General features: G+C 48.3%; 23 protein-coding genes. 4 read left to right on the top strand and 19 right to left on the bottom strand.

The genetic code is table 11. The features are described from left to right. The 9 genes from fabF to PUW25_RS09300 all read right to left on the bottom strand — a co-directional run bounded on the left by fabF (window position 1) and on the right by PUW25_RS09300 (window position 7,288). Window positions 1-1,239, bottom strand: coding sequence for a beta-ketoacyl-ACP synthase II (fabF, locus tag PUW25_RS09340; protein ID WP_076311185.1), 1,239 nt, complete (start codon window positions 1,237-1,239; stop codon window positions 1-3). A gap of 207 nt (window positions 1,240-1,446) precedes the next feature. Next, entirely contained in the window at window positions 1,447-1,680 is a 234-nt protein-coding gene (gene acpP / locus PUW25_RS09335) for an acyl carrier protein (protein WP_025334828.1), read from the bottom strand. A 121-nt stretch (window positions 1,681-1,801) separates the two neighbouring features. Then, complete coding sequence (gene fabG, locus PUW25_RS09330; RefSeq protein ID WP_047909761.1) at window positions 1,802-2,551, bottom strand: 3-oxoacyl-[acyl-carrier-protein] reductase; 750 nt, start codon at window positions 2,549-2,551, stop codon at window positions 1,802-1,804. A 53-nt stretch (window positions 2,552-2,604) separates the two neighbouring features. Beyond that, window positions 2,605-3,546: an ACP S-malonyltransferase gene (gene fabD, locus PUW25_RS09325; RefSeq protein WP_047909762.1), complete on the bottom strand. Its 942-nt coding sequence runs from the start codon at window positions 3,544-3,546 to the stop codon at window positions 2,605-2,607. 76 nt (window positions 3,547-3,622) lie between these two features. After that, window positions 3,623-4,618, bottom strand: a complete 996-nt coding sequence (locus PUW25_RS09320) for a beta-ketoacyl-ACP synthase III (protein WP_370510304.1) — start codon at window positions 4,616-4,618, stop codon at window positions 3,623-3,625. 1 nt (window position 4,619) lies between these two features. Further along, entirely contained in the window at window positions 4,620-5,615 is a 996-nt protein-coding gene (gene plsX, locus PUW25_RS09315; RefSeq protein ID WP_047909763.1) for a phosphate acyltransferase PlsX, read from the bottom strand. Further along, window positions 5,599-6,195: a transcription factor FapR gene (fapR, locus tag PUW25_RS09310; protein WP_170862471.1), complete on the bottom strand. Its 597-nt coding sequence runs from the start codon at window positions 6,193-6,195 to the stop codon at window positions 5,599-5,601. Before fapR ends, plsX begins: the two co-directional genes overlap by 17 nt. A gap of 364 nt (window positions 6,196-6,559) precedes the next feature. After that, entirely contained in the window at window positions 6,560-6,733 is a 174-nt protein-coding gene (rpmF, locus tag PUW25_RS09305) for a 50S ribosomal protein L32 (RefSeq protein WP_036645943.1), read from the bottom strand. 54 nt (window positions 6,734-6,787) lie between these two features. Next, window positions 6,788-7,288, bottom strand: a complete 501-nt coding sequence (locus PUW25_RS09300; RefSeq protein WP_337999946.1) for a YceD family protein — start codon at window positions 7,286-7,288, stop codon at window positions 6,788-6,790. Window positions 7,289-7,588: 300 nt separating this feature from the next. On the opposite strand from PUW25_RS09300, the gene PUW25_RS09295 reads away from it, so the two are divergent. Further along, complete coding sequence (locus PUW25_RS09295; protein WP_047909766.1) at window positions 7,589-8,821, top strand: nucleotidyltransferase; 1,233 nt, start codon at window positions 7,589-7,591, stop codon at window positions 8,819-8,821. A 134-nt stretch (window positions 8,822-8,955) separates the two neighbouring features. On the opposite strand, the gene PUW25_RS09290 is transcribed toward PUW25_RS09295, so the two are convergent. Further along, window positions 8,956-10,002: a SepM family pheromone-processing serine protease gene (locus PUW25_RS09290; RefSeq protein WP_047909767.1), complete on the bottom strand. Its 1,047-nt coding sequence runs from the start codon at window positions 10,000-10,002 to the stop codon at window positions 8,956-8,958. A 126-nt stretch (window positions 10,003-10,128) separates the two neighbouring features. On the opposite strand from PUW25_RS09290, the gene PUW25_RS09285 reads away from it, so the two are divergent. Then, on the top strand, window positions 10,129-11,343 hold the full coding sequence (locus tag PUW25_RS09285; RefSeq protein ID WP_052511652.1) for a nucleoside recognition domain-containing protein: 1,215 nt from the start codon (window positions 10,129-10,131) through the stop codon (window positions 11,341-11,343). Here PUW25_RS09285 and coaD read toward each other — a convergent pair. The 7 genes from coaD to PUW25_RS09250 all read right to left on the bottom strand — a co-directional run bounded on the left by coaD (window position 11,318) and on the right by PUW25_RS09250 (window position 16,450). Beyond that, a complete protein-coding gene (gene coaD / locus PUW25_RS09280; RefSeq protein ID WP_047909768.1) occupies window positions 11,318-11,836 on the bottom strand; it encodes a pantetheine-phosphate adenylyltransferase in 519 nt (172 codons plus the stop codon). The two genes, PUW25_RS09285 and coaD, sit on opposite strands and share 26 nt — an antisense overlap. Continuing rightward, window positions 11,829-12,458, bottom strand: coding sequence for a 16S rRNA (guanine(966)-N(2))-methyltransferase RsmD (rsmD, locus tag PUW25_RS09275; RefSeq protein ID WP_047909769.1), 630 nt, complete (start codon window positions 12,456-12,458; stop codon window positions 11,829-11,831). Before rsmD ends, coaD begins: the two co-directional genes overlap by 8 nt. A gap of 376 nt (window positions 12,459-12,834) precedes the next feature. Further along, window positions 12,835-13,029 carry a hypothetical protein gene (locus tag PUW25_RS09270; RefSeq protein WP_047909770.1) on the bottom strand — a complete coding sequence of 65 codons (195 nt, stop codon included), beginning with the start codon at window positions 13,027-13,029 and terminating at the stop codon, window positions 12,835-12,837. Between the two features lie 66 nt (window positions 13,030-13,095). Continuing rightward, window positions 13,096-13,977: an SMP-30/gluconolactonase/LRE family protein gene (locus tag PUW25_RS09265; protein WP_047909771.1), complete on the bottom strand. Its 882-nt coding sequence runs from the start codon at window positions 13,975-13,977 to the stop codon at window positions 13,096-13,098. Window positions 13,978-13,988: 11 nt separating this feature from the next. After that, on the bottom strand, window positions 13,989-14,639 hold the full coding sequence (locus tag PUW25_RS09260; protein ID WP_047909772.1) for an SGNH/GDSL hydrolase family protein: 651 nt from the start codon (window positions 14,637-14,639) through the stop codon (window positions 13,989-13,991). Between the two features lie 105 nt (window positions 14,640-14,744). Next, window positions 14,745-15,533, bottom strand: coding sequence for an alpha/beta hydrolase (locus tag PUW25_RS09255; RefSeq protein WP_338000048.1), 789 nt, complete (start codon window positions 15,531-15,533; stop codon window positions 14,745-14,747). 83 nt (window positions 15,534-15,616) lie between these two features. After that, window positions 15,617-16,450 carry an AraC family transcriptional regulator gene (locus PUW25_RS09250; protein ID WP_047909773.1) on the bottom strand — a complete coding sequence of 278 codons (834 nt, stop codon included), beginning with the start codon at window positions 16,448-16,450 and terminating at the stop codon, window positions 15,617-15,619. Window positions 16,451-16,563: 113 nt separating this feature from the next. On the opposite strand from PUW25_RS09250, the gene PUW25_RS09245 reads away from it, so the two are divergent. Together PUW25_RS09245 and PUW25_RS09240 are read left to right on the top strand one after the other, a co-directional pair. Continuing rightward, entirely contained in the window at window positions 16,564-18,591 is a 2,028-nt protein-coding gene (locus tag PUW25_RS09245; protein WP_047909774.1) for a beta-galactosidase, read from the top strand. Between the two features lie 187 nt (window positions 18,592-18,778). Then, complete coding sequence (locus PUW25_RS09240) at window positions 18,779-19,687, top strand: hypothetical protein (RefSeq protein ID WP_047909775.1); 909 nt, start codon at window positions 18,779-18,781, stop codon at window positions 19,685-19,687. A gap of 69 nt (window positions 19,688-19,756) precedes the next feature. Here PUW25_RS09240 and PUW25_RS09235 read toward each other — a convergent pair whose 3' ends face one another. Next, the gene (locus PUW25_RS09235) at window positions 19,757-21,271 is read right to left on the bottom strand and encodes a UxaA family hydrolase (RefSeq protein ID WP_047909776.1); all 1,515 of its coding nucleotides are present in this window, start codon (window positions 21,269-21,271) and stop codon (window positions 19,757-19,759) included. After that, entirely contained in the window at window positions 21,268-22,773 is a 1,506-nt protein-coding gene (locus PUW25_RS09230) for a tagaturonate reductase (RefSeq protein ID WP_047909777.1), read from the bottom strand. Before PUW25_RS09230 ends, PUW25_RS09235 begins: the two co-directional genes overlap by 4 nt. Between the last annotated feature and the right edge of the window lie 81 nt (window positions 22,774-22,854).

Genomic DNA, 22,854 nt, shown 5'->3' with positions numbered 1-22,854 from the left:
TTATGATTCATATTTTTTGAGAATTACAGTTGCATTGTGTCCGCCGAATCCGAAGGAATTGGAAAGCGTGTATTCCAGTTCAGCTTCACGCGGAACATTCGGTACATAATCCAAATCACAAGCCGGATCAGGATTCTCCAAATTAATGGTTGGAGGAATCTTCTGATTCTGAAGTGCCAGTGCACAAATGATCGCTTCAACACCACCCGCTGCTCCGAGCATATGACCTGTCATCGATTTGGTAGAGCTCACTGCCACCTTATAGGCGTGTTCACCGAGAGCAAGCTTAATGCCTTCTGTTTCGGATTTGTCGCCAACCGGCGTTGATGTTCCATGAGCGTTGATATAATCAACATCCTCAGGGCTGATGCCAGCGTCCTTGATCGCCATCTTCATGCTGCGTGCGCCGCCTTCCGGATCTGGATCCGTCATATGCTTCGCATCCGCAGACAGACCATAACCGACTACCTCACCGTAAATACGAGCACCTCGTGCAAGCGCATGCTCTAGGGATTCAAGAATCAGAATTCCAGCGCCTTCTCCCATGACAAAGCCATCGCGATCCGAGTCAAATGGACGGCTTGCTTTTTCCGGCTCATCATTACGGGTTGACATCGCACGCATGGAATTAAATCCTGCCATACCTGTTGGACGAATGGTAGCTTCTGCTCCGCCGCAGATCATGGCGTCGGCATCTCCACGCTGGATCATTCGCATGGAATCTCCAATGGAATGGCTGCCAGTAGCACAAGCTGTGACTTGTGTTGTATTAGGACCCTTTGCACCAAAGCTGATAGACAGCTGACCTGATGCCATATTCGCAATCATCATCGGAATGAAGAACGGGCTTACCCGCTTCGGACCTTTTTCCAAAAGGATATTGTGCTGGTCCTCCCAAGTACCGAGACCCCCGATCCCCGAGCCTACAGATACACCAATTCGTTCAGCATCTATATTCTCGCCGATTTGTAGTCCACTGTCTTGAATTGCCTGACCTCCGGCTGCAACAGCAAACTGAACAAAACGGTCCATCTTGCGTGCATCCTTACGCTCCATATAATCTTCTGGATTAAAATCCTTAATTGAAGCTGCAATCTTGGAGTTGTAGTCGCTCACATCAAAGGCTTCGACAAGCGATACTCCAGATTTACCTTCCATCAGACTGTTCCATAGTGTATCCAGGTCCTTACCAATCGGGGTCATGACACCCATGCCTGTAATAACAACTCTTTGTTTCAAATCCATTTCACCTCTATATCGACTGCATATTGCTATGCAATTAACAGATTTTAATGTAATGAAACCCATTCTATACATGTCGTTAAGATAACAAACACCTATAAAATGGGCCTTCATAAGGGCTCTATGCCTTTGGCTTGCAAAATTGGAGGGGAAGCTCCATATGAGATAAGAACTGCTTAACTCACGGAGCTTCCTCTATATGACTTAGGTATGAGATTGTATGTAGTTTACAACTTCACCTACGGTCGTGATTTTCTCTGCATCTTCATCAGAGATCTCCATATCAAACTCGTCTTCGAGTTCCATAACCAATTCAACAACATCTAGAGAGTCAGCACCCAAATCATCTTTGAATGATGCTTCCAATGTTACTTCAGCTTCGTCAGCGCCTAAACGATCTACTACGATACGTTTTACGCGTTCCAATACGTCGGACATCCGGTTCACCTCCCTTTCCGTATTATACGAGAATCAATCGTAAAATGCCATAGAGCCTACATCACCTCCAAATGGAAGGCGAACGAACACTCTAACTATGCATCAATTACGGTCGAAAAAATCACATGTACATACCGCCATCCACATGCAGAGTTTGACCTGTCATATAGGATGCAGACTCGGAAGCAAGGAATAGAGCAACTCCTGCCACTTCTTCAGGGCGTCCAAGCCTTGAGAGCGGAATTCCTGACAACATACCTTCTACGAGCTCAGAAGACAAGCCCTGTGTCATCTCGGTTTCAATAAATCCAGGAGCGATGCAGTTCACCGTAATTCCACGGGAAGCCAGCTCCCGGCTTGAGGATTTAGTAAGACCAATGACTCCTGCCTTGGCAGCTACATAGTTGGCTTGACCTGGATTACCCAGCACACCCACTACAGATGAAATATTGATAATTCGACCATAGCGCTGTTTCATCATGGGACGAGTCACTGCTTTGAGGCAATTAAAGACGCCCTTCAAATTGGTTTCGATCACTTGATCGAATTCCTCTTCCTTCATACGCATGATTAAATTATCTCTAGTAATACCTGCATTATTCACCAGAATATCAATTCTGCCCAGCTGGTCCATGGTTTCTTTCACCAATTGATCTGCTTCAGCGGTAATGCCTACATTCGCTTTAATCGCGATGGCTCTAACCCCTTTGGCTTCTATGAGCTGTACAACCTCGGCCGCAGCGGCTTCGTTGCCCGCATAGTTCACCGCAACGTCAGCACCTGCATCTGCCAGCGCAAGAGCGATACTGCGCCCTATTCCGCGGGATGCACCTGTTACAAGAGCAACCTGACCTTGTAGTGTAGTCGTCATCTTGTTGTTCCTCCTTTCCCCAAATATACCTGCTTAGAATGATGTAGTCGTAACTATTTCAGCTCATCAGCAAGAGCGTTCAAACTATCCAAGCTGTTTACGTTGTATACTGTAACGGTTCTGCTTACCTTCTTGATCAGTCCACTAAGTACGCTGCCAGGGCCAATTTCCACGAAAGTGTCTACACCCTGATCAATCAGCCATACCACGGTATCTTCCCATTTGACAGAAGAATATACCTGCTGAACTAGAAGATCACGAATGACTACACCCTCCGTTACGGGCTCAGCCGTCACATTCGCCACCACAGGTATGCCAGCATCACGAAGCTCTACTGAGGAGAGCTGATCGCCAAGTCTAGCAGCTGCCTCCTTCATCAGCGAGGTATGAAAAGGACCGCTGACTTCAAGAGGAATGGCCCGTTTCGCTCCAGCTTCCTTCACACGATCTATCAGCTGTGCCACGCCGTCTTTAAGACCGGATACCACAATCTGTCCCGGTGAATTAAGGTTCGCCAACTCTACGAGATAGTCCTTCCCTTGAGCGGAAATTTTCTCACATAGCTGCGCCAGTTGATCACGATCAGCTCCGAGCACAGCAGCCATAGCTCCACGTCCGCCCGGAACAGCTTCTTCCATGAAAGTCCCTCTCGCCCTAACAACAGCAACCGCATCCTCGAAGGACATTACACCTGCTGCGACCAGGGCACTGTATTCACCCAAGCTGTGACCTGCTGCATAGTCAGCGGTAATTCCTTTCTCACGCAGAGCCTCATACAGAGCAATACTTGCTGTCAATAACGCAGGCTGTGTGTTTTTTGTTTGTTTAAGTTCGGTATCCGGGCCATCAAAGATCAGCGAGCTCAGCGAAAAACCAAGCTTCTCGTCCGCGGTCTCAAAGACATGGCGGGAGGACGATACATTCTCATATACGTCTTTCGCCATCCCAACGGTCTGTGAGCCCTGACCCGGAAATACAAAAGCGATCTTCCCCATCTATACATTGCTCCTTTATCGATCTAGAGTAAAAAAACTTGCAGTGAGCACCATCAAATGCACCGATAGTATGCTATTACCACACTAGCACGGATGCTCCCCAAGTCAGACCGCCGCCGAATCCAACCATTAGTATGGTGTCTCCTGCCTTCATCCGGCCCTCTTCAGCCGCTTCAACCAGCGCTAATGGAATGGAAGCAGCGGAAGTATTCGCATATTTGTCAACGTTAATGACAACTTTATCTTCAGGAAGCTCAAGGCGCTGCATCGCAGACTGAATAATACGGATATTGGCTTGATGCGGAATGAACAAGTCGACGTCTTCTTTTGTTAGACCTGCCTTGTCCAGCACATCAATCGTTGCTGTTCCCATTACGCGTACGGCAAATTTGAATACTTCTCTACCGTTCATATAAATGTAGTGCTGCTTGTTAGCCAGCGTAGTCTCAGATGCAGGCAGTCTGGAGCCACCTGCTTGGATATTAAGCAGTGGTCCGCCGGCACCTTCAGCACCTAGATCGAAAGATTTGAAGCCACGGCCTTCAGGCACCTCTCCTAAGATGACGGCACCTGCTCCGTCTCCAAACAGAACAGCCGTATTACGATCTGAATAATCTGTAATGCGAGACAGGCAGTCTACACCAATAACAAGTGCATTGTTATACATCCCTGATTGTATAAAGCTCGTTGCCGTAGCCAGGCCATATACAAAGCCGGAGCAGGCTGCAGACAAATCGAACGCAGCAGCACCCTTCGCTCCCAGCTTATCCTGCAAAATGCAAGCCGTTGAAGGAAATGCACTATCCGGAGTTATAGTTGCAACAATGATCAGCTCAATATCACTCGGCGAAATGCCTGCAGAGGCAGCTGCTGCTTTGGCCGCTTCATATGCAAGATCCGAAGTCGCTTCATCAGGGGCCGCTATATGACGCTCGCGAATTCCCGTACGGGAGACAATCCACTCGTCATTGGTATCCATCATTTTTTCCATATCATGATTCGTCAGAATCTTTTCCGGTACGTATTTGCCTGTACCAATGACACCGACTGGACGCAATTGTGTATTCATCATGTCACTCAACTCTCCCGCTTATTTCCTTAGATATACTTTCGACCAACTGGTTGGAAATGGCCAGTCTTGCCTGACGCACCGCATTCTTAATTGCATTCGCATCGGCAGAGCCGTGGCTCTTCACGACTAGACGACTAAGACCAAGCAGAGGCGCACCTCCATGCTCCTTGTAATCAAGCTTGCCCTTGAGCGCCCGCAGCTCTGGCATCAGCATTGCAGCTGCCAGCTTGCTCTTAAGCGATGAGGAGAACTGCTCCTTAAGCAAAGAAAAAATGCCCGCAGCCGTGCCTTCAAGCGTCTTCAGCATGATATTGCCGGCAAAGCCGTCACATACCAGTACATCACATCCGCCCATCAGCACCTCTCTTGATTCTACATTACCAACAAAATGTATAGGCAGCTCCTTCAGCAGCGGAAACGTATGCTTGGTGAGCTCATTTCCTTTGCCTTCTTCGGTACCTACATTGAGGAGTCCTACTCTAGGCTGATCAATTCCATGCACCTTCTGCCGATACAAGCTGCCCATAAGTGCATACTGGGCCAAATGCTCAGGCTTGGCATCCATGTTCGCGCCAAGATCCAGAGCGAGCATTCCGCGATCGTCGATCGTAGGAATCATCGGGGCCAGTGCCGGGCGCTCGATGCCCTCCATTCTGCCGACGACAAGAAGCCCTGTCGTCATCAGCGCGCCCGTATTGCCTGCAGAGATCATTGCATCTGCCTGTCCTTCTCGAAGCATACGCCCGGCAACAACCATAGATGCGTCCTTCTTCCGCCGAACCGCCTTCACGGGCTCATCATCTGAGCCGATAACCTCTGAAGCATGTATTACAGTAATACCTGATGGGCGATCTGCGCCCAGCAACGGGTTGATCTTCGCTTCATCGCCGACCAGTACGATCTCCGTATCGTTCCATTCCTTTGCAGCAAGCACTGCACCTTGGACGGTTGCCTCCGGTGCATGATCGCCTCCCATCGCATCAATGACGATCTTCATGATGAACTCCCCCCTCGTCACTATCTTGCCCGGCGGATCGGTAAATGACGAAGTTTCCTTGAAACACCATTTCCTCTCCGACATAAGCAAACACTTCTACCTTGGCCTTGCCCTTCTGCTCAGGAGTGGAGCGCACATATGCCTTCGCAATACATTTTTCCCCCAGATGCACCGGTCTTACAAACCGGATGTCCGCAGAAGCGGTCAGCGCAATCTCATCGTTAATAACAGCAACAGCAAGTGAGTTCGCTTGTGCAAAAACATAATGGCCACGAGCTATTCCTGTTCTTGAAAATACATGCTCTTCTCTAATTTCAAAAATAGAAATCCCGCTCTTATCCAGCTGAAGGTCTACTATATCCCCGATAATTTCATGCAAAGGCAATGAGCGCACTTGATCATACGATCTCTCAGCCATCAGCTTCATCCGCTCACGAAGTTCAGGTATGCCAAGCTCCATCCGATCCAGTCGAATCGTCTGAATGCTCACCTTAAGTAATCTTGTCAGCTCTTGATCTGTGATAAAAGGGTTATCCTCAATCATCTGAGTTAGCTGCTGCTGTCTTTGTCGCTTAGGTATTCGTTCTATGATCAAGCACCCCCTGCTTATGTGACTTCAAAAAGACCCGTTAACTCTATATTAGTCATCTATATGACACCAGCGTACAGCTCTTTATCCTCTGGCAGTGAACAATGCTTAATATAACGTCCTTAGGTCGTAATTAAGCAACCGAATTGTTCATCAACCATCACTGTTCGTATGTACGCAAACTTTTACTGATTAAAAATCAATTTGAAAATAATTAAAAAGGCACACTGGTTAGAACCAGGTACTAATGCTTAGTATAAAACATGTAGCACCAAAAAGAAAGGGGCGGTCACTTTTTCGCAAAAAAATAGCACTTCATCCGCTATAGATGAAGCGCTACTTTTGAACAAAAATATTATTGAGAGATGATCTCTCTAGATTTGTACGTTCCGCACACTTTGCATACGTGATGAGCAAGCTTCAATTCTCCGCATTGTTCACATTTCACCATGCCTGGCACAGCCAATTTAAAGTGAGTACGACGTTTGTCACGACGAGTTTTGGATGTTCTCCGTTGAGGTACTGCCACAATTCCCACCTCCTTATCAAAGTCAAACCTTAAGAAAAAGAAATAATCTTGTTCTTATTTAAAGAAATCCTTAAGCCCTGCAAGCCGCGGATCGATTGGCGTATTGTCACAATCGCAGCTGCTCGTGTTCAAGTCGGTTCCACAGCTCGGGCACAGCCCTTTGCAATCCGACTTGCACAGCGGGGCAAACGGAAGATGAAGCAGGAAATATTCTTCCAGGAAAGGAACCAAATTCACTGTATCCTCTTCCACGTACAAGGTATCATCCTCTTCTTCAACTTCCTCCGGCTCGGTTCCTTGCTTGAACTGCTCGGCGAATTTCATATTTAAATGCTCATGGACATTTCCTAGACAACGAGAGCAGAGCATATCTGCTTCGGCTGATAACGTTCCTTGAACATCTACCACGCCTTCCGGCAATGCAGTAAATGTGAGTTCCACCTGCATCGGGGATACGGCTGTGATTTCCTTGTTGTTTCGAATTAGATGGCTGATATCCAGCGACTCTGTAAACTTCATCGGTCCAGCAGCCGAGGCCATCTTGCGAAATGACATTTCCACGTTGATCACTCCAGACGATAAACCATTTTAACAACATTTGTAGTATGCTTCAAATACAGCGCTAGTTATGTTGAAAAACAGTCTAACAAACAAAAATCATTATACCGATTTTGAAAGAGGTTTGTCAACACTTTAAACTTTACACCTGTATATCCATTTATCCAGGCTAAATGCACCGCACCCGTCACCCATTATGCAATTCATTCATCATACCTGCTGCAACTTGGATATAATAGACTCTATAAACCTATCAGATAAGCCTTACCGAATGCAACAGGGAGTGTGAAATATATTATGAGTAGAACCGTGGGCCTGATCGTAGAATATAATCCGATGCATAACGGACATGTATACCATCTGGAAGCTTCCAAAAAAATAACCGAAGCCGATACAAGCGTCGCCGTCATGAGCGGCCACTTTCTGCAGCGGGGCGAGCCTGCAATGCTGAGCAAATGGGCCCGGGCCGAGATGGCGCTCGCCATGGGCGTCGATCTTGTGCTTGAGCTGCCGGTCTCCTATGCGGTAGGACCGGCAGAGTGGTTTGCCCATGGTGCCGTGGCAACCCTGCACCATACAGGAGTTGTCGATTCGCTGTGCTTCGGCAGCGAATCTGGAGAGCTTGCGCCGCTTGCTGCCATGGCAGACCTCCTCGCCAGCGAGCCGAAGGCGCTGTCGGAGGCTATCCAGCGGCAGCTGCAGCAAGGCGCAAGCTACCCCGCAGCCTACGCAGCGGCTGCGGCGGAGCTGGCCCCCGGCGGTGACGCTGCGGGGGCCCTGGCACTGCTCAAGCAGCCCAACAATACACTTGGGCTGCATTATATGATCGCGCTGAAGCGGCTCAGCAGCGCGATCCGGCCCTTCACGGCGCAGCGTACCGGCGCCGGTTATCACGATGCGATGCCGGGACCCGGCAGCATCGCCAGTGCCACGGCCGTGCGCCGGCTGCTCCTCGGCGCAGGACCCGAAGCAGCGGCCCCTTACGTGCCGGCTGCAACGCTTGCCATTCTGCAGCGCGAATGGCAGGAAGGACGCGCTCCGGTTCACCTGGAGCGCTTCAAGGATGCCTTGCTTGCCCAGCTGGTGACCTCTAGCGCAGCAGAGCTGGCCCAATATGCCGAGGTAACCGAAGGACTCGAGCACCGCATACTAAACCAGCTCCCCAAGCTCACGGAGCTGTCCGTCGACTCACTCCTTGAAGCGTTAAAAACAAAACGATATACACGCACCAAGCTCCAGCGCATGCTGATTCATATTTTGCTGCACCATAAAAAGGATGAATTATCGCCCTCTGTGCTGGCCGAGGGACCTCATTATATCCGGGTTCTTGGCTTTAACAACAGAGGACAGGAGTTGCTAAAAGAAATGAAGAAAAAAGCAACCTTACCGGTTGTCATCAAGCCTTCAGCCTTCAGCCACCCTCAGCTGACCCGAGACATTCAGGCGACCGCTCTATATGGTCTTGGCATGGGAGCGGCTGACAGCCAATTCATATACAGAGATTATTATCAGTCCCCTGTGCGAGTCTAATGTACTTAGAGCCAAGACTCTATTTCAGAATTGAACACTGCTGCATATAAGCATAGGAGCCTGTGCATGATCATTCTCATTCACAGGCTCCTATGCTATACATTGCTTCCATTTATTAAATGCCAATAATACAACTACACCTCGGTTTTAACATTAAGCTTCTCAATGTAATCCAGTGCATCCTCGGCCGTTTCCACAGGGACGAGCAGCATGTCCGTCTTGATGGATTCCGCCTTCTTCTTCGCTTCCTCATAATTCGCCTCTGGTACGAAGAAGATCTCGGCATCCTCGCGATCTGCGGCAACGATCTTGTGTACGACCCCGCCGATCGGTCCGACGGTTCCTTCTTTATTGATGGTCCCTGTACCTGCAATAATATGGCCTTTGGTCAAATCTCCAGGTGTCAGCTGATTGTATATTTCCAGCGTAAACATTAGGCCTGCTGACGGTCCGCCGATTTCTGTATTGGTAAAAGTAATTTGATGTGCAGAATCCTTGGGCTGAACGGTTTGAAGAGTACCAATCATTACACCGAGTCCAGGCCTTGTCTTACCTGTTTCACTGTCCTTGATAGGGACGAGCTTCAATTCACTTGTAATGGTCTCTCCTTTGCGATCCAGCTGAAGCTCAACCATATCCCCTACCTGCTTGTTCTCCAGCTGCTGCGCCAGTACCGTATTGTCGGGAGTAGGCACTCCATTAATCGACAGAATTTTATCCTGAGGCTTAATATCTCCTTCTGGCAGTGAATCCTTTGATAGACCGAGCACAAAGATATATTCTGGAACAATATCATACGCAATGTCTGCCTGCTCATAAGCAGCCTCCATCGCAGCTGACTGTGAATCACTCATAAACCATACTTGCTCTGCCGAATATTCCTCCTGGGTCCTGCCCGCGAGACGCTCTTCCTTCTTGCCGATCTGGGCATGTTCATTAAATGCGGATATAAACAAGAGCGAGAGATTCGCATAGCTGGCTGATACGGTTGTCATTAGAAACTTGCCGTCTTCCTCCTCATCACCGTTCTTCACGGATACCATGGGTTTAACCGATTCTGCTGTTCCCGGCTGAGTGACAATATAAGGTGTCGGCATATATACGAGCACATATACAACAATAGCCAAACTTAAGATATATACGGCGGTACGAAATCCACTCTTTTGGGTGATATTACTCAATCTCTGGCCTCCTCCCTGCTTGACTGCTTGTTCTTCTTTCCCTTCTCATCACATATAAATGCATATGTACAGGCTGTTTCTGATGTCTTTCCAGCCATCTAAGCTATTGATCGGGGTGATGATCCAATGAATTCAGAAATAACGAGGAAAAATAACGTTCCATCTTATATAAAAACGATGCTTCTCGGTATCAGCGCCCTACTGGTCGTGGCTGCTGTTGTCACTTCCCCAAGTGAAGCATTTGACGCCTCGATGCAAGGCCTTCAAATATGGTGGAAGATGGTCTTTCCTGCTCTCCTGCCCTTCATTATGCTGTCGCAAATGCTGACTGCCTTCGGGTTCACCCATGGTCTCGGCGTGCTCTTAGAGCCTTTAATGCGTATAGGCTTTCGTCTGCCGGGAATAACGGGGCTTGGTCTCGCTGTTGGGATGACAGGCGGTTTTCCGTCCGGTGCAGATACTGCAGCCAGACTGTACCAGCAGAAGCTTATCACGGGGAAGGAAGCGGCCATTCTAGCCTCTATCACCCATTTTGCAAGTCCCATGACGTTATTCGTTGTCATTGGGGCAGCATTCTATGAAGCGCCAGCTGTCGGATATATTTTAGCATGCATTCACGGTATAAGCGGGATCATGGCAGGTATTTTGCTCGGACGCGTCAACCTCTACTCGAAAAAGACCACAAAAACGACCGAGCTGCATGAACAGCCCGAATCTGTTTCTGCACTCGAAGCGATGATGAAGGCCAAGGAAAAGGATGGCAGAAGCTTTGGCAGACTGCTGGGAGATACAGTAAGTCATGCCGTTCAAGTATTGATGATGACCGGAGGCTACATGATCATGTTCTCCGTGTTCATCCGGCTGCTGGGTAAATATGTAACGCCTTTTCTCCCTGAATGGATCTGGGCCTCTTTTTTCGAGCTTCACCTTGGAGCTTATTCGATGCGTTCCCTTGATATTACCGCACATGCAGTCGGATTTGCACTTCTTGCCGCCGCCATTGGCTGGGGTGGACTCAGCTCCCATTTACAGGCAACTGCGCTTCTTGCTCCATACGGAATAAACATGCGTATTTTTACAATAGGTCGTATACTGCATGCTGGTATTTCCTATGGGCTTGTCCTGCTGCTATGGCCGCCAATCCAGAGCTGGCTGAATCATTCCAAAGCCGTCTTTCTTCATATTGGACAAAACCCTTCAACGCAAGCGCAATACTCTCCCGGAGGTCTTCAAGCAGCGGTTACCCTAGGCCTCTTCCATGTAGTACTGTTAACATCACTAATCGTCATCTCCGTGTGTATCGGCAAATGGCATTCTAGACGCCATTCTTCTTCTCGATAACTTTACGTCTGAGCGCATCCTCTACCTCGGCAGGCACCAGCTCGGAGACATCCCCTTCGAAGCTTGCAATCTCCTTCACTACACTGGAGCTCAGATACGAATATTTGGGATCCGTCATCATAAAGATGGTTTCTGCATCCTTGTTAAGCTTCTTGTTAAGGGATGCCAGCTGCAGCTCATATTCAAAGTCAGTTACCGAACGAATTCCGCGCATAATGACCTGTGCACCCTTGATCCTCACATAATTGGCCGTTAAATCACGGAAGCTGTCCACTTCAACATTTGGCAGGTCCGCCGTAACCAACTGCAGCAGCTCTACACGTTCCTCCACCGTGAACAGCGGATTCTTGCTCTTATTATTAAGTACCGCCACCACGAGCCGATCAAATTGTTTGGAGGCTCGCGTAATAATATCCAGGTGTCCCAATGTCACAGGGTCGAAGCTCCCGGGGTATACGGCTACTCTCTCCGTCTTATGTGCTGATTCACTCATTGCCTTGATCCTCCCGAATGTTGTCATCCATGTTTAAATTCGTGTTCGTATCATCCTGCACATCTATATTAGAAGAATACTCGTATATCGTAATTGCCGTATCCCCATATGTAGATTTGCGTATTTGCTCAAAGGAGCCTATTCTCTCTCCGTATTCATGATCGGCATCATGTTCTACAACAACGATGGCGTCATCATTGACCATATTGTGTTCTTCAAGCCAGGATAGATACTCTTCCACATTCTTCATCCGATATGGGGGATCCAGAAAGACGAGATCGAATGTATATTTTCGTTTGGAGAGCAGCTTCAGGGCTCGGCCTGCTTCATTTCGGAACACTTCAGCCTTGCTATCCAGACCCGTTGCCTTCAGATTCGCGCGAATCATTTCGATGCTCTTCGGTTCCAGGTCGATAAATACAGCCTTGTCCGAACCTCTGCTGAGTGATTCTATGCCGAGACCGCCGCTTCCCGCAAACAGATCCAGCACGACGCCCCCATCAAAATAAGGACCAATCATACTAAAGACCGCTTCCTTAACCTTGTCGGTTGTTGGACGGGTTCCGGTTCCGGGAACAGCCTTAAGCGGTCTACCTTTTGCAGTGCCTGATATTACTCTCACTTTTGATTTCACCCTGTTTCATTCATTGTAAGTATGCTATACATCGATATCGTACCACAATCCATGTAAGATGTGAAAATATCGAAAGCGTAATTAGTCCGAAGGAAAAAATATTAACCAAGCGATGTATAAACTGGAGGGCAGGCGGTCATGATGTAATTATCGGCATCAAAAGTGCCGTAGACAACCGCGGAGAAGACTTACGTTTCCCCATAAGCTCTTCGTCCGGTTTCTCCTCTCCCATGATAGGACGTCTCGAAAGAGGCGTCCGAATAAAAGCCTGCCAGGACTCCTGGCAGGCTTTTATTTTTCACTTGGTTGATATTAGCTCAAAAATTACTGCATCTTCGCCGTTCCAATCTTACTTTAAAGGAGATCAAAGAATACGGCTTAATAATACAATGACACCAATGACGGCCAAGAGAATCAGAAGATTAGACACTTCTCTCCATAGTAACGGATAACCTTTTTCGTGCAGTTCCTGTTGTTTAATCTCAAAATTGGCCTTATCACTATAGGGATCAGCCGGCTCCGTATAGGGCCTGTTCTGTTCCTGAAGCGGATCATTCATAGGTCTCCACCTCCATTAGGTTTTGAACCACATATCAATCAATACGCACCTATATGGAAACCGTTTCTATTTTATACCCTTATAACGGTAAGTGGGCTGTCCTTTTACGCCAGGCTTCACTCGAAATACACCGCCAGCATGCGGAGTCTCAAGCAGCTGCTCCTCACTAAGACCATTACGAGCCGTCGTGATGTACAGCTCATCCAGTTCTTCTCCTCCAAAACAGCAGGAGGTCACATTTGAAGCCGGCACTTCAATATGCTGAATCAGGCTGCCTGTGTCCGGATTCCAGCGAGATACCTGGGAACCGCCATAGTGTGCCACCCATATCATCCCTTCTGCATCTACCGTCAACCCATCAGGGAAGCCGGTTCCTTCCGGCAGAGAGAACAAGGTTATACGATTCGAAATTTCACCGCTATCGAGATCAAAATCAAACTGATCAATCCGGCCTGTCGGCGTATCAATATAGTACATCTTCTTATGATCCGGGTGAAACCCCAGACCATTAGACAGAGAAACGTCCGTAAGCACGGTTTTGACTTGACCATCATTCATTAGACAGTACAATGCGCCTTGATTCTTCTTGTCAGTCAGACTCATCGTTCCCGCCCAAAACCGGCCCTTCGGATCACATTTTCCATCATTAAACCGGTTATCATCCCTATGACTTTCCGGATTATGAAGCAGGGTAAGTTTGCCCGAAGCCAGATCATACCTATGGAACCCACTTTTTAAGGCAACCATGACACGATCTTGATCATAGGGGACAACCGCTCCAATATGCTGTCCCACCTCATGCACCGTGTCCCTTCCTGAACTTGGATCATAAATATGAAGCTTGAAGCCTTCGATATCAACCCAGTACAGGCGTTTCTCATCTGCATCCCAGCTTGGCCCCTCTGCCAGTCTTGCCTTTGCGTCAATGACCAGTTCTAGTTCTGTCATCCAATCCCTCCTTATTTATTCCAATCAAAGCCGATGCTGTTCAAGAAGGCGCGTGCCAGAACCATATGTCCCGTGTGGTTGGGATGTACGCGGTCCCATGCAATAGCTCCTGGGTACAGCTGCTTCCAGAGGGGTTCATATGCAGCCTGTGTATCTACAAATACGGCATCATATTCCTCAGCAACACGTTTGACAGCAGCACCGTACAGATCCATCGTCGAGCGCATGGGATCTTCTATACTTGGCTCCAGGTAATAAGGTGTCATTAGGACAAGACCCTTCACCTGAGGACGCACCGAAGCAACCAGCTCACGCAGAGTAGCCTCATACTCATCCAGAAACACATGAAGCTCTCTTCGCTGCGGACTGTCAAACTGACGCCATACGTCATTGATCCCAATCATTACAGACAGCCAGTCCGGCTGAAGATCAAGTACATCCTCCTGCCAGCGATTTTTCAGATCCCTAACATTGTTTCCGCCTATCCCTACATTAATTACACGAGTATTCAATTCTGGATATACGCTTTGGAGCAAAGCATCCACATGATATACATACCCATTGCCAAGCCCCATGCTTCCTTCACCTACGGGACGTGTTCTTCCGCAATCGGTTACCGAATCCCCAATAAAAACCAATTTATCATTCTGAGCCAGCTTCATACCTTCCCTCTCCCTATCCAATATTAAATCGCAGCTTATGTAAATCACTTATAGTAAGGCAAGTAGACTAAGGCAGCGTTTACAGTAATGCGTTTCAGATGAAGATTACCAGCCCTGCTGCTTAAGCCAGGATATACATAAGCCCTTCCAGCGGCCTGTCGTTCCTTCCAGCTCCTCTGCCAGCCCAAGGCCATGACGTCCTGCTTCAAGTACATGCAGCTCATGAGGCACTCCCGCCTTGGTCAAGGACAATGACATCTCCAGACTATTCTGCAGCGGTACCGCCGCATCCTCGTGGGTATGCCATATGAAGGCAGGCGGCGTCTGGCTCGTTACCTGACGTTCAGCACTGTATTGTCTGACCAATTCCTCATCCGGCTTCTCGCCAAGCAGTGCATCCTTTGAACCTTGATGACCATAATCCTCCATCGTAATGACAGGATAACACAGCACAATGCGATCCGGCCTTGAACTAACCCGCTCAAGCGGATCAACGCTCTCTGGATCTCCTTCCACCCACATCGTTCCTGCACTTGCCGTCAAATGACCTCCAGCGGAAAAACCGAGCATCGCAATCTTGTTCGGATTAATCCCATACTTATCGCTGCTCGCTCTCACATATTGAACGGCTCTCCTTGCATCAGACAATGCAGCGGGCTGACGATGAGGAGTGATTCGATATTTAAGGAAAAAAGCCGAAATGCCTGCTTGATTCAGCCACTCCGCAACCGGTCCGCCTTCATGATCAGCTAAGTGACAATATCCGCCTCCGGGACACACGATAACGCAGCTGTCAGCTCCCTCGACCAGATAAGGAGTCAAGGTGGGAGAATCATCTTCCAATCCAGCGGCCGCATACGGCGGCACTCCAGACCATAATTTTATTGACTGCACAGCCAGCCCTCCTAAGCTATAAATAGAATAATTTTAATCCATCATCCTACATTAAATCGTTTTCATCAATCATTATTTTAGGCCTAGTAGAGCGTTCGGAAATGCTCGGGGGTAATTCCCTCTATTCTCCGAAATGTAGCGACAAAATGACTCGCATCACGGAAGCCTACTCTGCCAGCCGTCTCCTTCACTGTAAGATGAGGCTCTGATGTCATGATCTCCTTGGATTTACGTATTCTTTTCAGAATAAAATAGCTGTACGCCGTAATGCCAAATGTCTGCTTGAACATCATATTCAGATATCTGGGGGAGACCGAGAGCACCTCCGCCATTTCCATGAGCCCCACACCAGGATCGCTTATCTTCTCTTCCATAAATGACAGCAAGGGTGCTAATCGATCCATAGCATGTGAGAGGGAGAGCGTATTGCCGGTTGTCCCATGCTTTTTGAGCAGCAGTAAGAACCGATAAATATCTCCTGACGCGTCCAGCCCCGTTAGATCAAAATCGCTGCCGATGGAATCAAGAACCTTTTTGCTATAAATCTGAAGCTCCGAGCTCACTTTCCACTGATAATAAGCAGATTCCTGCAAGTCCAGTGAGGATAGGATCGCTGCTGCCTGCGGACCGCTGAATGTAATATATATCGTTGACCAGCCTTCACCTCTCCCGCTGTAATGATGCGGCACATTAGGAGCAAGCAGGATGCCCGTCCCTTTAGGAAGTGGATAGGTTCTGCCCTCAAATGAAAATGTCCCCTCACCATCTACCGTTTGCAGCCAGTGATAACAGGGATAGCCAGCGGACCGCTCAATCGGCTCCTGATTGTTGTTCTCTCCTATGCTCTCTATAAACAGGGGCAGAGGATGCTCCTTCCCTGTCATAAAAAAACGCTGATGGTCTTTGCTCAGCCACATATCCTTCGTTCCTCTACTTCCATATTATTATATAGTCCATAACAATTCTTATATTTTAAAAATATAATTCATATTATATGATTGAATTATTCTTATACAAGAGGTGAGTTCACTTGATTAGTACGAAGCTTCCTAAAATGTTCTACGGCGGAGACTACAATCCTGAGCAATGGGATCAGGCTACACATCAAGAAGATCTGCGCATGTTCAAGCTCGCAGGGATTGATATTGCGACAATTAACGTTTTTTCCTGGGCCAAGAATCAGCCTGATGAGATCACATATAATTTTGGATGGCTCGATGAGCTGATCGACAGTCTTTATGAAAGCGGTGTCTATGTATGCCTTGCAACGAGCACCGGCGCTCATCCCGCATGGATGGCAACGAAATATCCTGACGTACTGCGGGTAGATAAGGACGGACGTAAACGCAAATTTGGAGGCCGTCATAACTCCTGCCCGAACAGTCCGACTTACCGGCTCTACTCCGAGCGTATTGCGGACAAGCTGGCAGAACGCTACAAGGATCATCCTGCGGTTCTCGTTTGGCATGTGTCGAACGAATATGGGGGCGACTGCTACTGTGACAACTGTGAACGTGCATTCCGTGTCTGGCTGAAGGAGAAATATCAGACACTTGATCAGCTGAACAGAGCCTGGAATACGGCATTCTGGGGACATACGTTCTATGATTGGGATGAAATTGTGCTGCCAAGCAACCTGAGCGAGGAATGGGGAGATCGTTCCACGAACTTCCAAGGAATCTCTCTGGATTACTCCAGATTTAATTCTGACAGCATGCTGAACTGCTACAAGCTGGAGTACGACGCAATTAAGAGGCATGTGCCTGAATCTGTTGTGACTACCAATCTGATGGGCTTCTTCAAGCAGCTGGATTACTTTAAATGGGCCAAATACATGGACATTATTTCATGGGACAGCTATCCAAGCCTAACGACTCCGCCAAGCGAAACTGCCATGGCGAATGATCTCATGCGCGGACTCAAGGACGGAATGCCGTTCATGCTGATGGAGCAAACGCCAAGCCAGCAGAACTGGCAGCCGTACAACTCACTTAAGCGTCCGGGTGTCATGCGCCTGCAGAGCTATCAGACTGTAGCCCATGGCGCAGATACGGTCATGTTCTTCCAGCTCCGAAGATCCATCGGTGCCTGTGAGAAGTACCACGGCGCTGTTATTGAGCACGTCGGGCATGAGAATACACGCGTATTCCGTGAAGTAGCTCAGCTTGGTAAGGAGCTGCAGCGCATCGGAGATCGCCTCTTAGATTCGCGCGCTGATGCCAAAGCCGCCATTGTATTCGATTGGGACAACTGGTGGGCGATTGAGAAATCGAGCGGTCCAACGATCGCTCTGAATTACGTGCAACAGATTCACAAATATTACGCGTCCTTCTACAACCGAAATGTTCAGGTCGACATGGTAAGTGTGGATACCGATCTAAGCGCATATGATCTTGTTGTTGCTCCGGTTCTGTACATGGTTAAGCCTGGATTCGCTGAGAAATTGGAAGCCTTCGTAGAGAATGGCGGAACGTTCCTGACGACATTCTTCAGCGGTATTGTAAATGAAAATGATCTGGTCACGGTCGGCGGATATCCTGGAGAGCTGCGGAAAATGCTGGGCATTTGGGTTGAGGAGATTGATGCTCTGTTCCCGGATCAGAAGAATAAGATTGTTCTGAAAGATAAGTTCGGCAAGCTTCAAGGCAGCTACGAATGCGGCATGCTATGTGATCTACTGCATACGGAAGGTGCTGAGGTTATTGCGGAATACGGCGAAGATTTCTACAAGGGAATGCCTGCGGTGACTCGCAATACGTTTGGCAAAGGCGAAGCATATTACGTAGCAACCGATCCAGAACAAGGCTTCCTCGATGAACTGATTGAGAAGATTACAACGGACAAAGGAATTCACCCTAACCTCTCAGCTCCATCCGGTGTTGAGGTCAGCCGCCGTGTCAAGGATGGCATCTCCTATCTGTTCGTGCTTAATCACAATACGGAGGCCGTATCCTATGATCTAGGCCAATTAGAGGCTGAAGATCTAATCAGTGGCAGTCAGCTCAGCGGCATGGTATCCATTGAAGGCCGTGACGTTCAAATTTTGGAAGTCAAATAATCTGGCAAGAAACAAGCGTTATCCCGTATCCATTATGGATACGGGATATTTCTACTTCCTATGAATCTGGGAGGAAAATCAGAATGCAGTAAGGAATACATCTGGAAGCTAAAATATTTCTAGTTCTATAGCCTGCTATATGCAACCCGTTTCCTTAATTCAAATATACTAAGGAGTTGATTCTGTGATGAAAAAGTATCCTCTGCTGGATATCTCTCACCCTATCGTACAGCAAGCAAGTGACTTTATTTATAAGAACGCCCGTCTCTTGGATCGTCTCCGATTCGCACATCTCAGTGGACAGGGATCACCTGAAGCGGTCTTGCAAGCATTAGCTGCATATCAGAACAAGGACGGTGGATTCGGTCATGCTCTTGAACCTGACATCCGTAGTCCGTACAGCCAGCCGCAGGGAGCAGAATTTGCACTGCATTTGATGGACGAAACAGGGGTTTTCCCTGAGAGCTTAATGACAGGACTAGGACAATTCCTTGAACAACATTCGAATCCTCATACAGGGGGATGGCCCTACGCCTTCCGCAGTGTAAACGAGCATCCTCATGCTCCTTGGTGGACCACGGAATCGGATGATACGGCTTCCATTAATCCTACCGGCTCGATTGTAGCCCTCCTGCTGAAATCAAGAGACTGGCATCCATTCCTCAAAGAGAAATGGTTGAACCGAGCTATTCAATATACATGGGATACGGTAGAGAGTGCCGATCTAACAGGATTCCACAACTGCATCCACGCTGTTCACTTTCTCGAACAGCAGACAGGGGATCCCCGTGCTGCAGCGGTGAAGAGCAGAGTAGATCAGCACTTATCCGAGCCGGGTGTCATTGAACTTGATCCTAGGGCTGAAGGGTATGTGCAAAAAGTGCTCGACTGGGCACCAAATTCAACCAGTTATGCTGCCCAGTTCGTCCCTGAGGAGATTCTCTCACTCCATCTCGATCATCTAGTCTCGGAACAACAGGCTGATGGCGGGTGGCCCATCTCATGGGAACCACTGAGCTCAGCAGCCGAGAATGAATGGCGGGGACATCTCACGATCGAGCGGCTGAAGACACTTTCGAGCTACGGCCGATTATAACCAAAAGAAATAAGCTTCCGGCAGCTCAGAAACAGCCGGAAGCTTATTTTTGATGAATCCACCGATGTGCTACAGGATTACGCCGTCCTTAAATATGGCAATTTCACGGAAACCGTGCTGCTCACTGTTTGTCTCTGCACGACCGGATGCAATATCCACGAGCTGGCTTAACAGCTGAACAGCTGCATCATCCATGCTGATCCCTTCGAGCAGCTGCCCTGCATTATAATCAATCCAGTGCTTCTTCCTGCGAGCCAGGTCGGAATTGGTTGCGATCTTCACCGTAGGTACAGGTCCGCCAAACGGCGTCCCTCTGCCTGTCGTGAATAAAACGATGTGCGCACCCGCTGCGGATAGTGCCGTAACGGAGACCAGGTCGTTGCCGGGAGCTTCAACAATGTTAAGCCCTGGCTTAGTCGTCCTGTTTCCATAAGACAGAATATCTACCACTTCTGAGCGCCCGCCTTTTTGAGTACAACCAAGTGATTTCTCCTCCAGAGTAGTAATACCCCCTGCTTTATTACCTGGAGAGGGATTCTCATAAATGTTCTGACCGTGGTTTACAAAATACTGCTTGAACCCATTGATCAGCTTAACGAGCTCATCATATACCCCTTGGTTTGCAGCACGGTTCATCAGGATGGTCTCCGCTCCGAACATTTCAGGAACCTCTGTTAGAATAGCCGTGCCTCCTGCTGCTACAAGCAGATCAGATACGACACCAACGAGGGGATTGGCCGTAATACCGGAGAAGCCATCCGAGCCACCGCATTTGAGACCGATCTTCAACTTGGATAACGGCAGCGGCTCACGACGTGTATGCTCGGCCTGCTCGACCAGCTCTTCAATTAATCTCATGCCTTCGCTCAGCTCATCATCCGTTTCCTGTGCTTTGAGAAAACGCACTTTATGATGATACTCCGCAGGAATAAACGACTTGAAATCATCGACCTGATTGTTCTCACAGCCTAGACCAATAACGAGCACCCCTCCAGCATTCGGGTGTACAACGAGTGAAGCAAGGAGCTGCTGTGTATACTTCAAGTCATCGCCAAGCTGTGAGCAGCCAAAGGGGTGAGGAAAATGATATACTCCGTCAACACGTCCCTTGAATTCGCCTTCTCCCATCCGGGCCAATGCTTCACATACCTTGTTAATGCAGCCGACCGTATTAATAATCCAGATCTCATTTCGAATTCCGGCTTCGCCGTTCGGACGCAGATAACCGTCGAACGTCAGGAGATGAGCAGGCGGTGCGGGAAGCGCTTCTGGCTCGGTTTTTTCGTATTCATATTCGAGGAGTCCAGATAGACCGGTTGCGAGATTATGAGTATGAATCCAGCTGCCTGGCAAGATTTGTTCTTTGGCCACGCCGATAGAGTAGCCGTATTTGAGTACATTCTCCCCTGCCAGGATCTGCCGGGCAGCAATTTTGTGACCCTTCGGAATGTCTTCAGTCAAAGTTATGGTTGAGGAAGAATTCCGTTCAATCACTTCTCCCTTTTTATAATCACGAAGAGCAATAATTACATCATCTTTCTCCCGAATGATGGTGAAGTCCTGTGTTCGATGAATGGTGCTCATACCTGTTCCCCTTCCCATTCTCTTATCGATTCACATATACTCTCGGTAAGTCCAGGCAGCAAGGATAAATCCTGTCCCCAGATCGTTTCCTCTGCCAGGATCTGAGTGATCACACGATCAAGAGTTTTACCCTGCCCTAGCTCTGCCCAATGTCTCTCCAGTACCTCAAGATGCGCTTCATTGTCTTTAAGCAGTACAGACTCACCGCTATAGGTTACCGTCTTGAATCCTTCCTCTGTCTTCACTGTCTGGTACAATCGAAGCAAAGCGGCAAAGCCTGTCACAATCCGTTTTGGAAGCACGCCGTTCTTGCGGTAGTAATCCAGCATCGTTGGCATCAAGCGAACTTTAAACTTGCTCAAGCTGCCCAGCATAATGTCCTGCAGTCGATGATCAATGTATGGATTCATAAATCGTTCAAACACTTCACCCGCATAAACATGCAGCTCCTCTAGCGGAAGATCCAGCGCTTGCGTGACCTCCTCATACACGGCTGTCCGCACCCATTCACCAAGCTGAGTATCCTCCATCGTTTCCCGAACGAAGCGCTTGCCCTGCAAAATACCGAGCGGTGTCATGAGCGTATGAGCACCATTCAGGATACGGACTTTTCTAAGCTGATACGGCTTCAAATCATCGGTAAAGTGCACATTAAGTCCTGCCTGTGCCAGCGGAAGCTTGTCGGCAAGCGAGCGGTCTCCTTGGATTGCCCACAAGTGATAAGGCTCCGCACTGTTAATCAGCGAATCCTTATACCCTAACCGCTCTTCGATATCATCAATTTCAGACTTTGAGGGTGCACCTGTAACGATACGATCAACGAGATTGTTCAGAAAATGATTGCTGCTCTTGACCCAATCGCGAAACTCCTCCGAATATCCGAAATCTTCACTATGCATCAGTACGTAGGATTTCAACAAATCACCGTTGCCTTCAACCAGCTCGCACGGGAGATGAATTAATCCTTTGGCGGGATCCCCTTGAAAATGTTGAAAGCGATGATGCAGGAATACGGTTAGTTTCCCGGGAAATGAATTCACTGGCGTACCTTCATAGTACTCTGACTTCTCATACACAAGACCCGCTTCCGTCGTGTTGGACACAACGATATCCAGTTCTGGTCCTTCAGCCACAGCCAGGAATTCATTCCATTCCTCGTAAGGATCGATCATATGTGACAGCACAGGAATGATAACTTCCCGCTCTACCGCTGCTCCGTTCTCTATACCTCGGGTCAGCAGCGTATATAAACCATCCTGCTCTCTGATGTTCAGCAGCTTGTGACGACCCGATCTTCTCGGCTGTGTTACGGCAACACTGCCTTCAAACCACCCTTGTGCAGCGCTTTCATAAATCATCCAATCAAAAAATCCCCGCAAAAAATTTCCTTCCCCGATCTGAAGCACCTTCACCGGCATCTCTTGAAATTTAGCCAGCTTCGCGCTGTCGGTTATTCCTTCCAGCTTCCGTCCCAGTCTAGGGAGATCATTGCTTACCGCCATGCTTCATTTCTCCTCTAATCAATGACATATTGTTTCCTGATACTGTTCATTGTATCATCAATATAAAGAAGTGAAATTGCC

The sequence above is a fragment of the Paenibacillus urinalis genome (assembly GCF_028747985.1).
In the GTDB taxonomy this organism is placed as follows: Bacteria; Bacillota; Bacilli; order Paenibacillales; family Paenibacillaceae; genus Paenibacillus; species Paenibacillus urinalis.
This window is presented reverse-complemented; position numbering and strand designations above follow the sequence as displayed.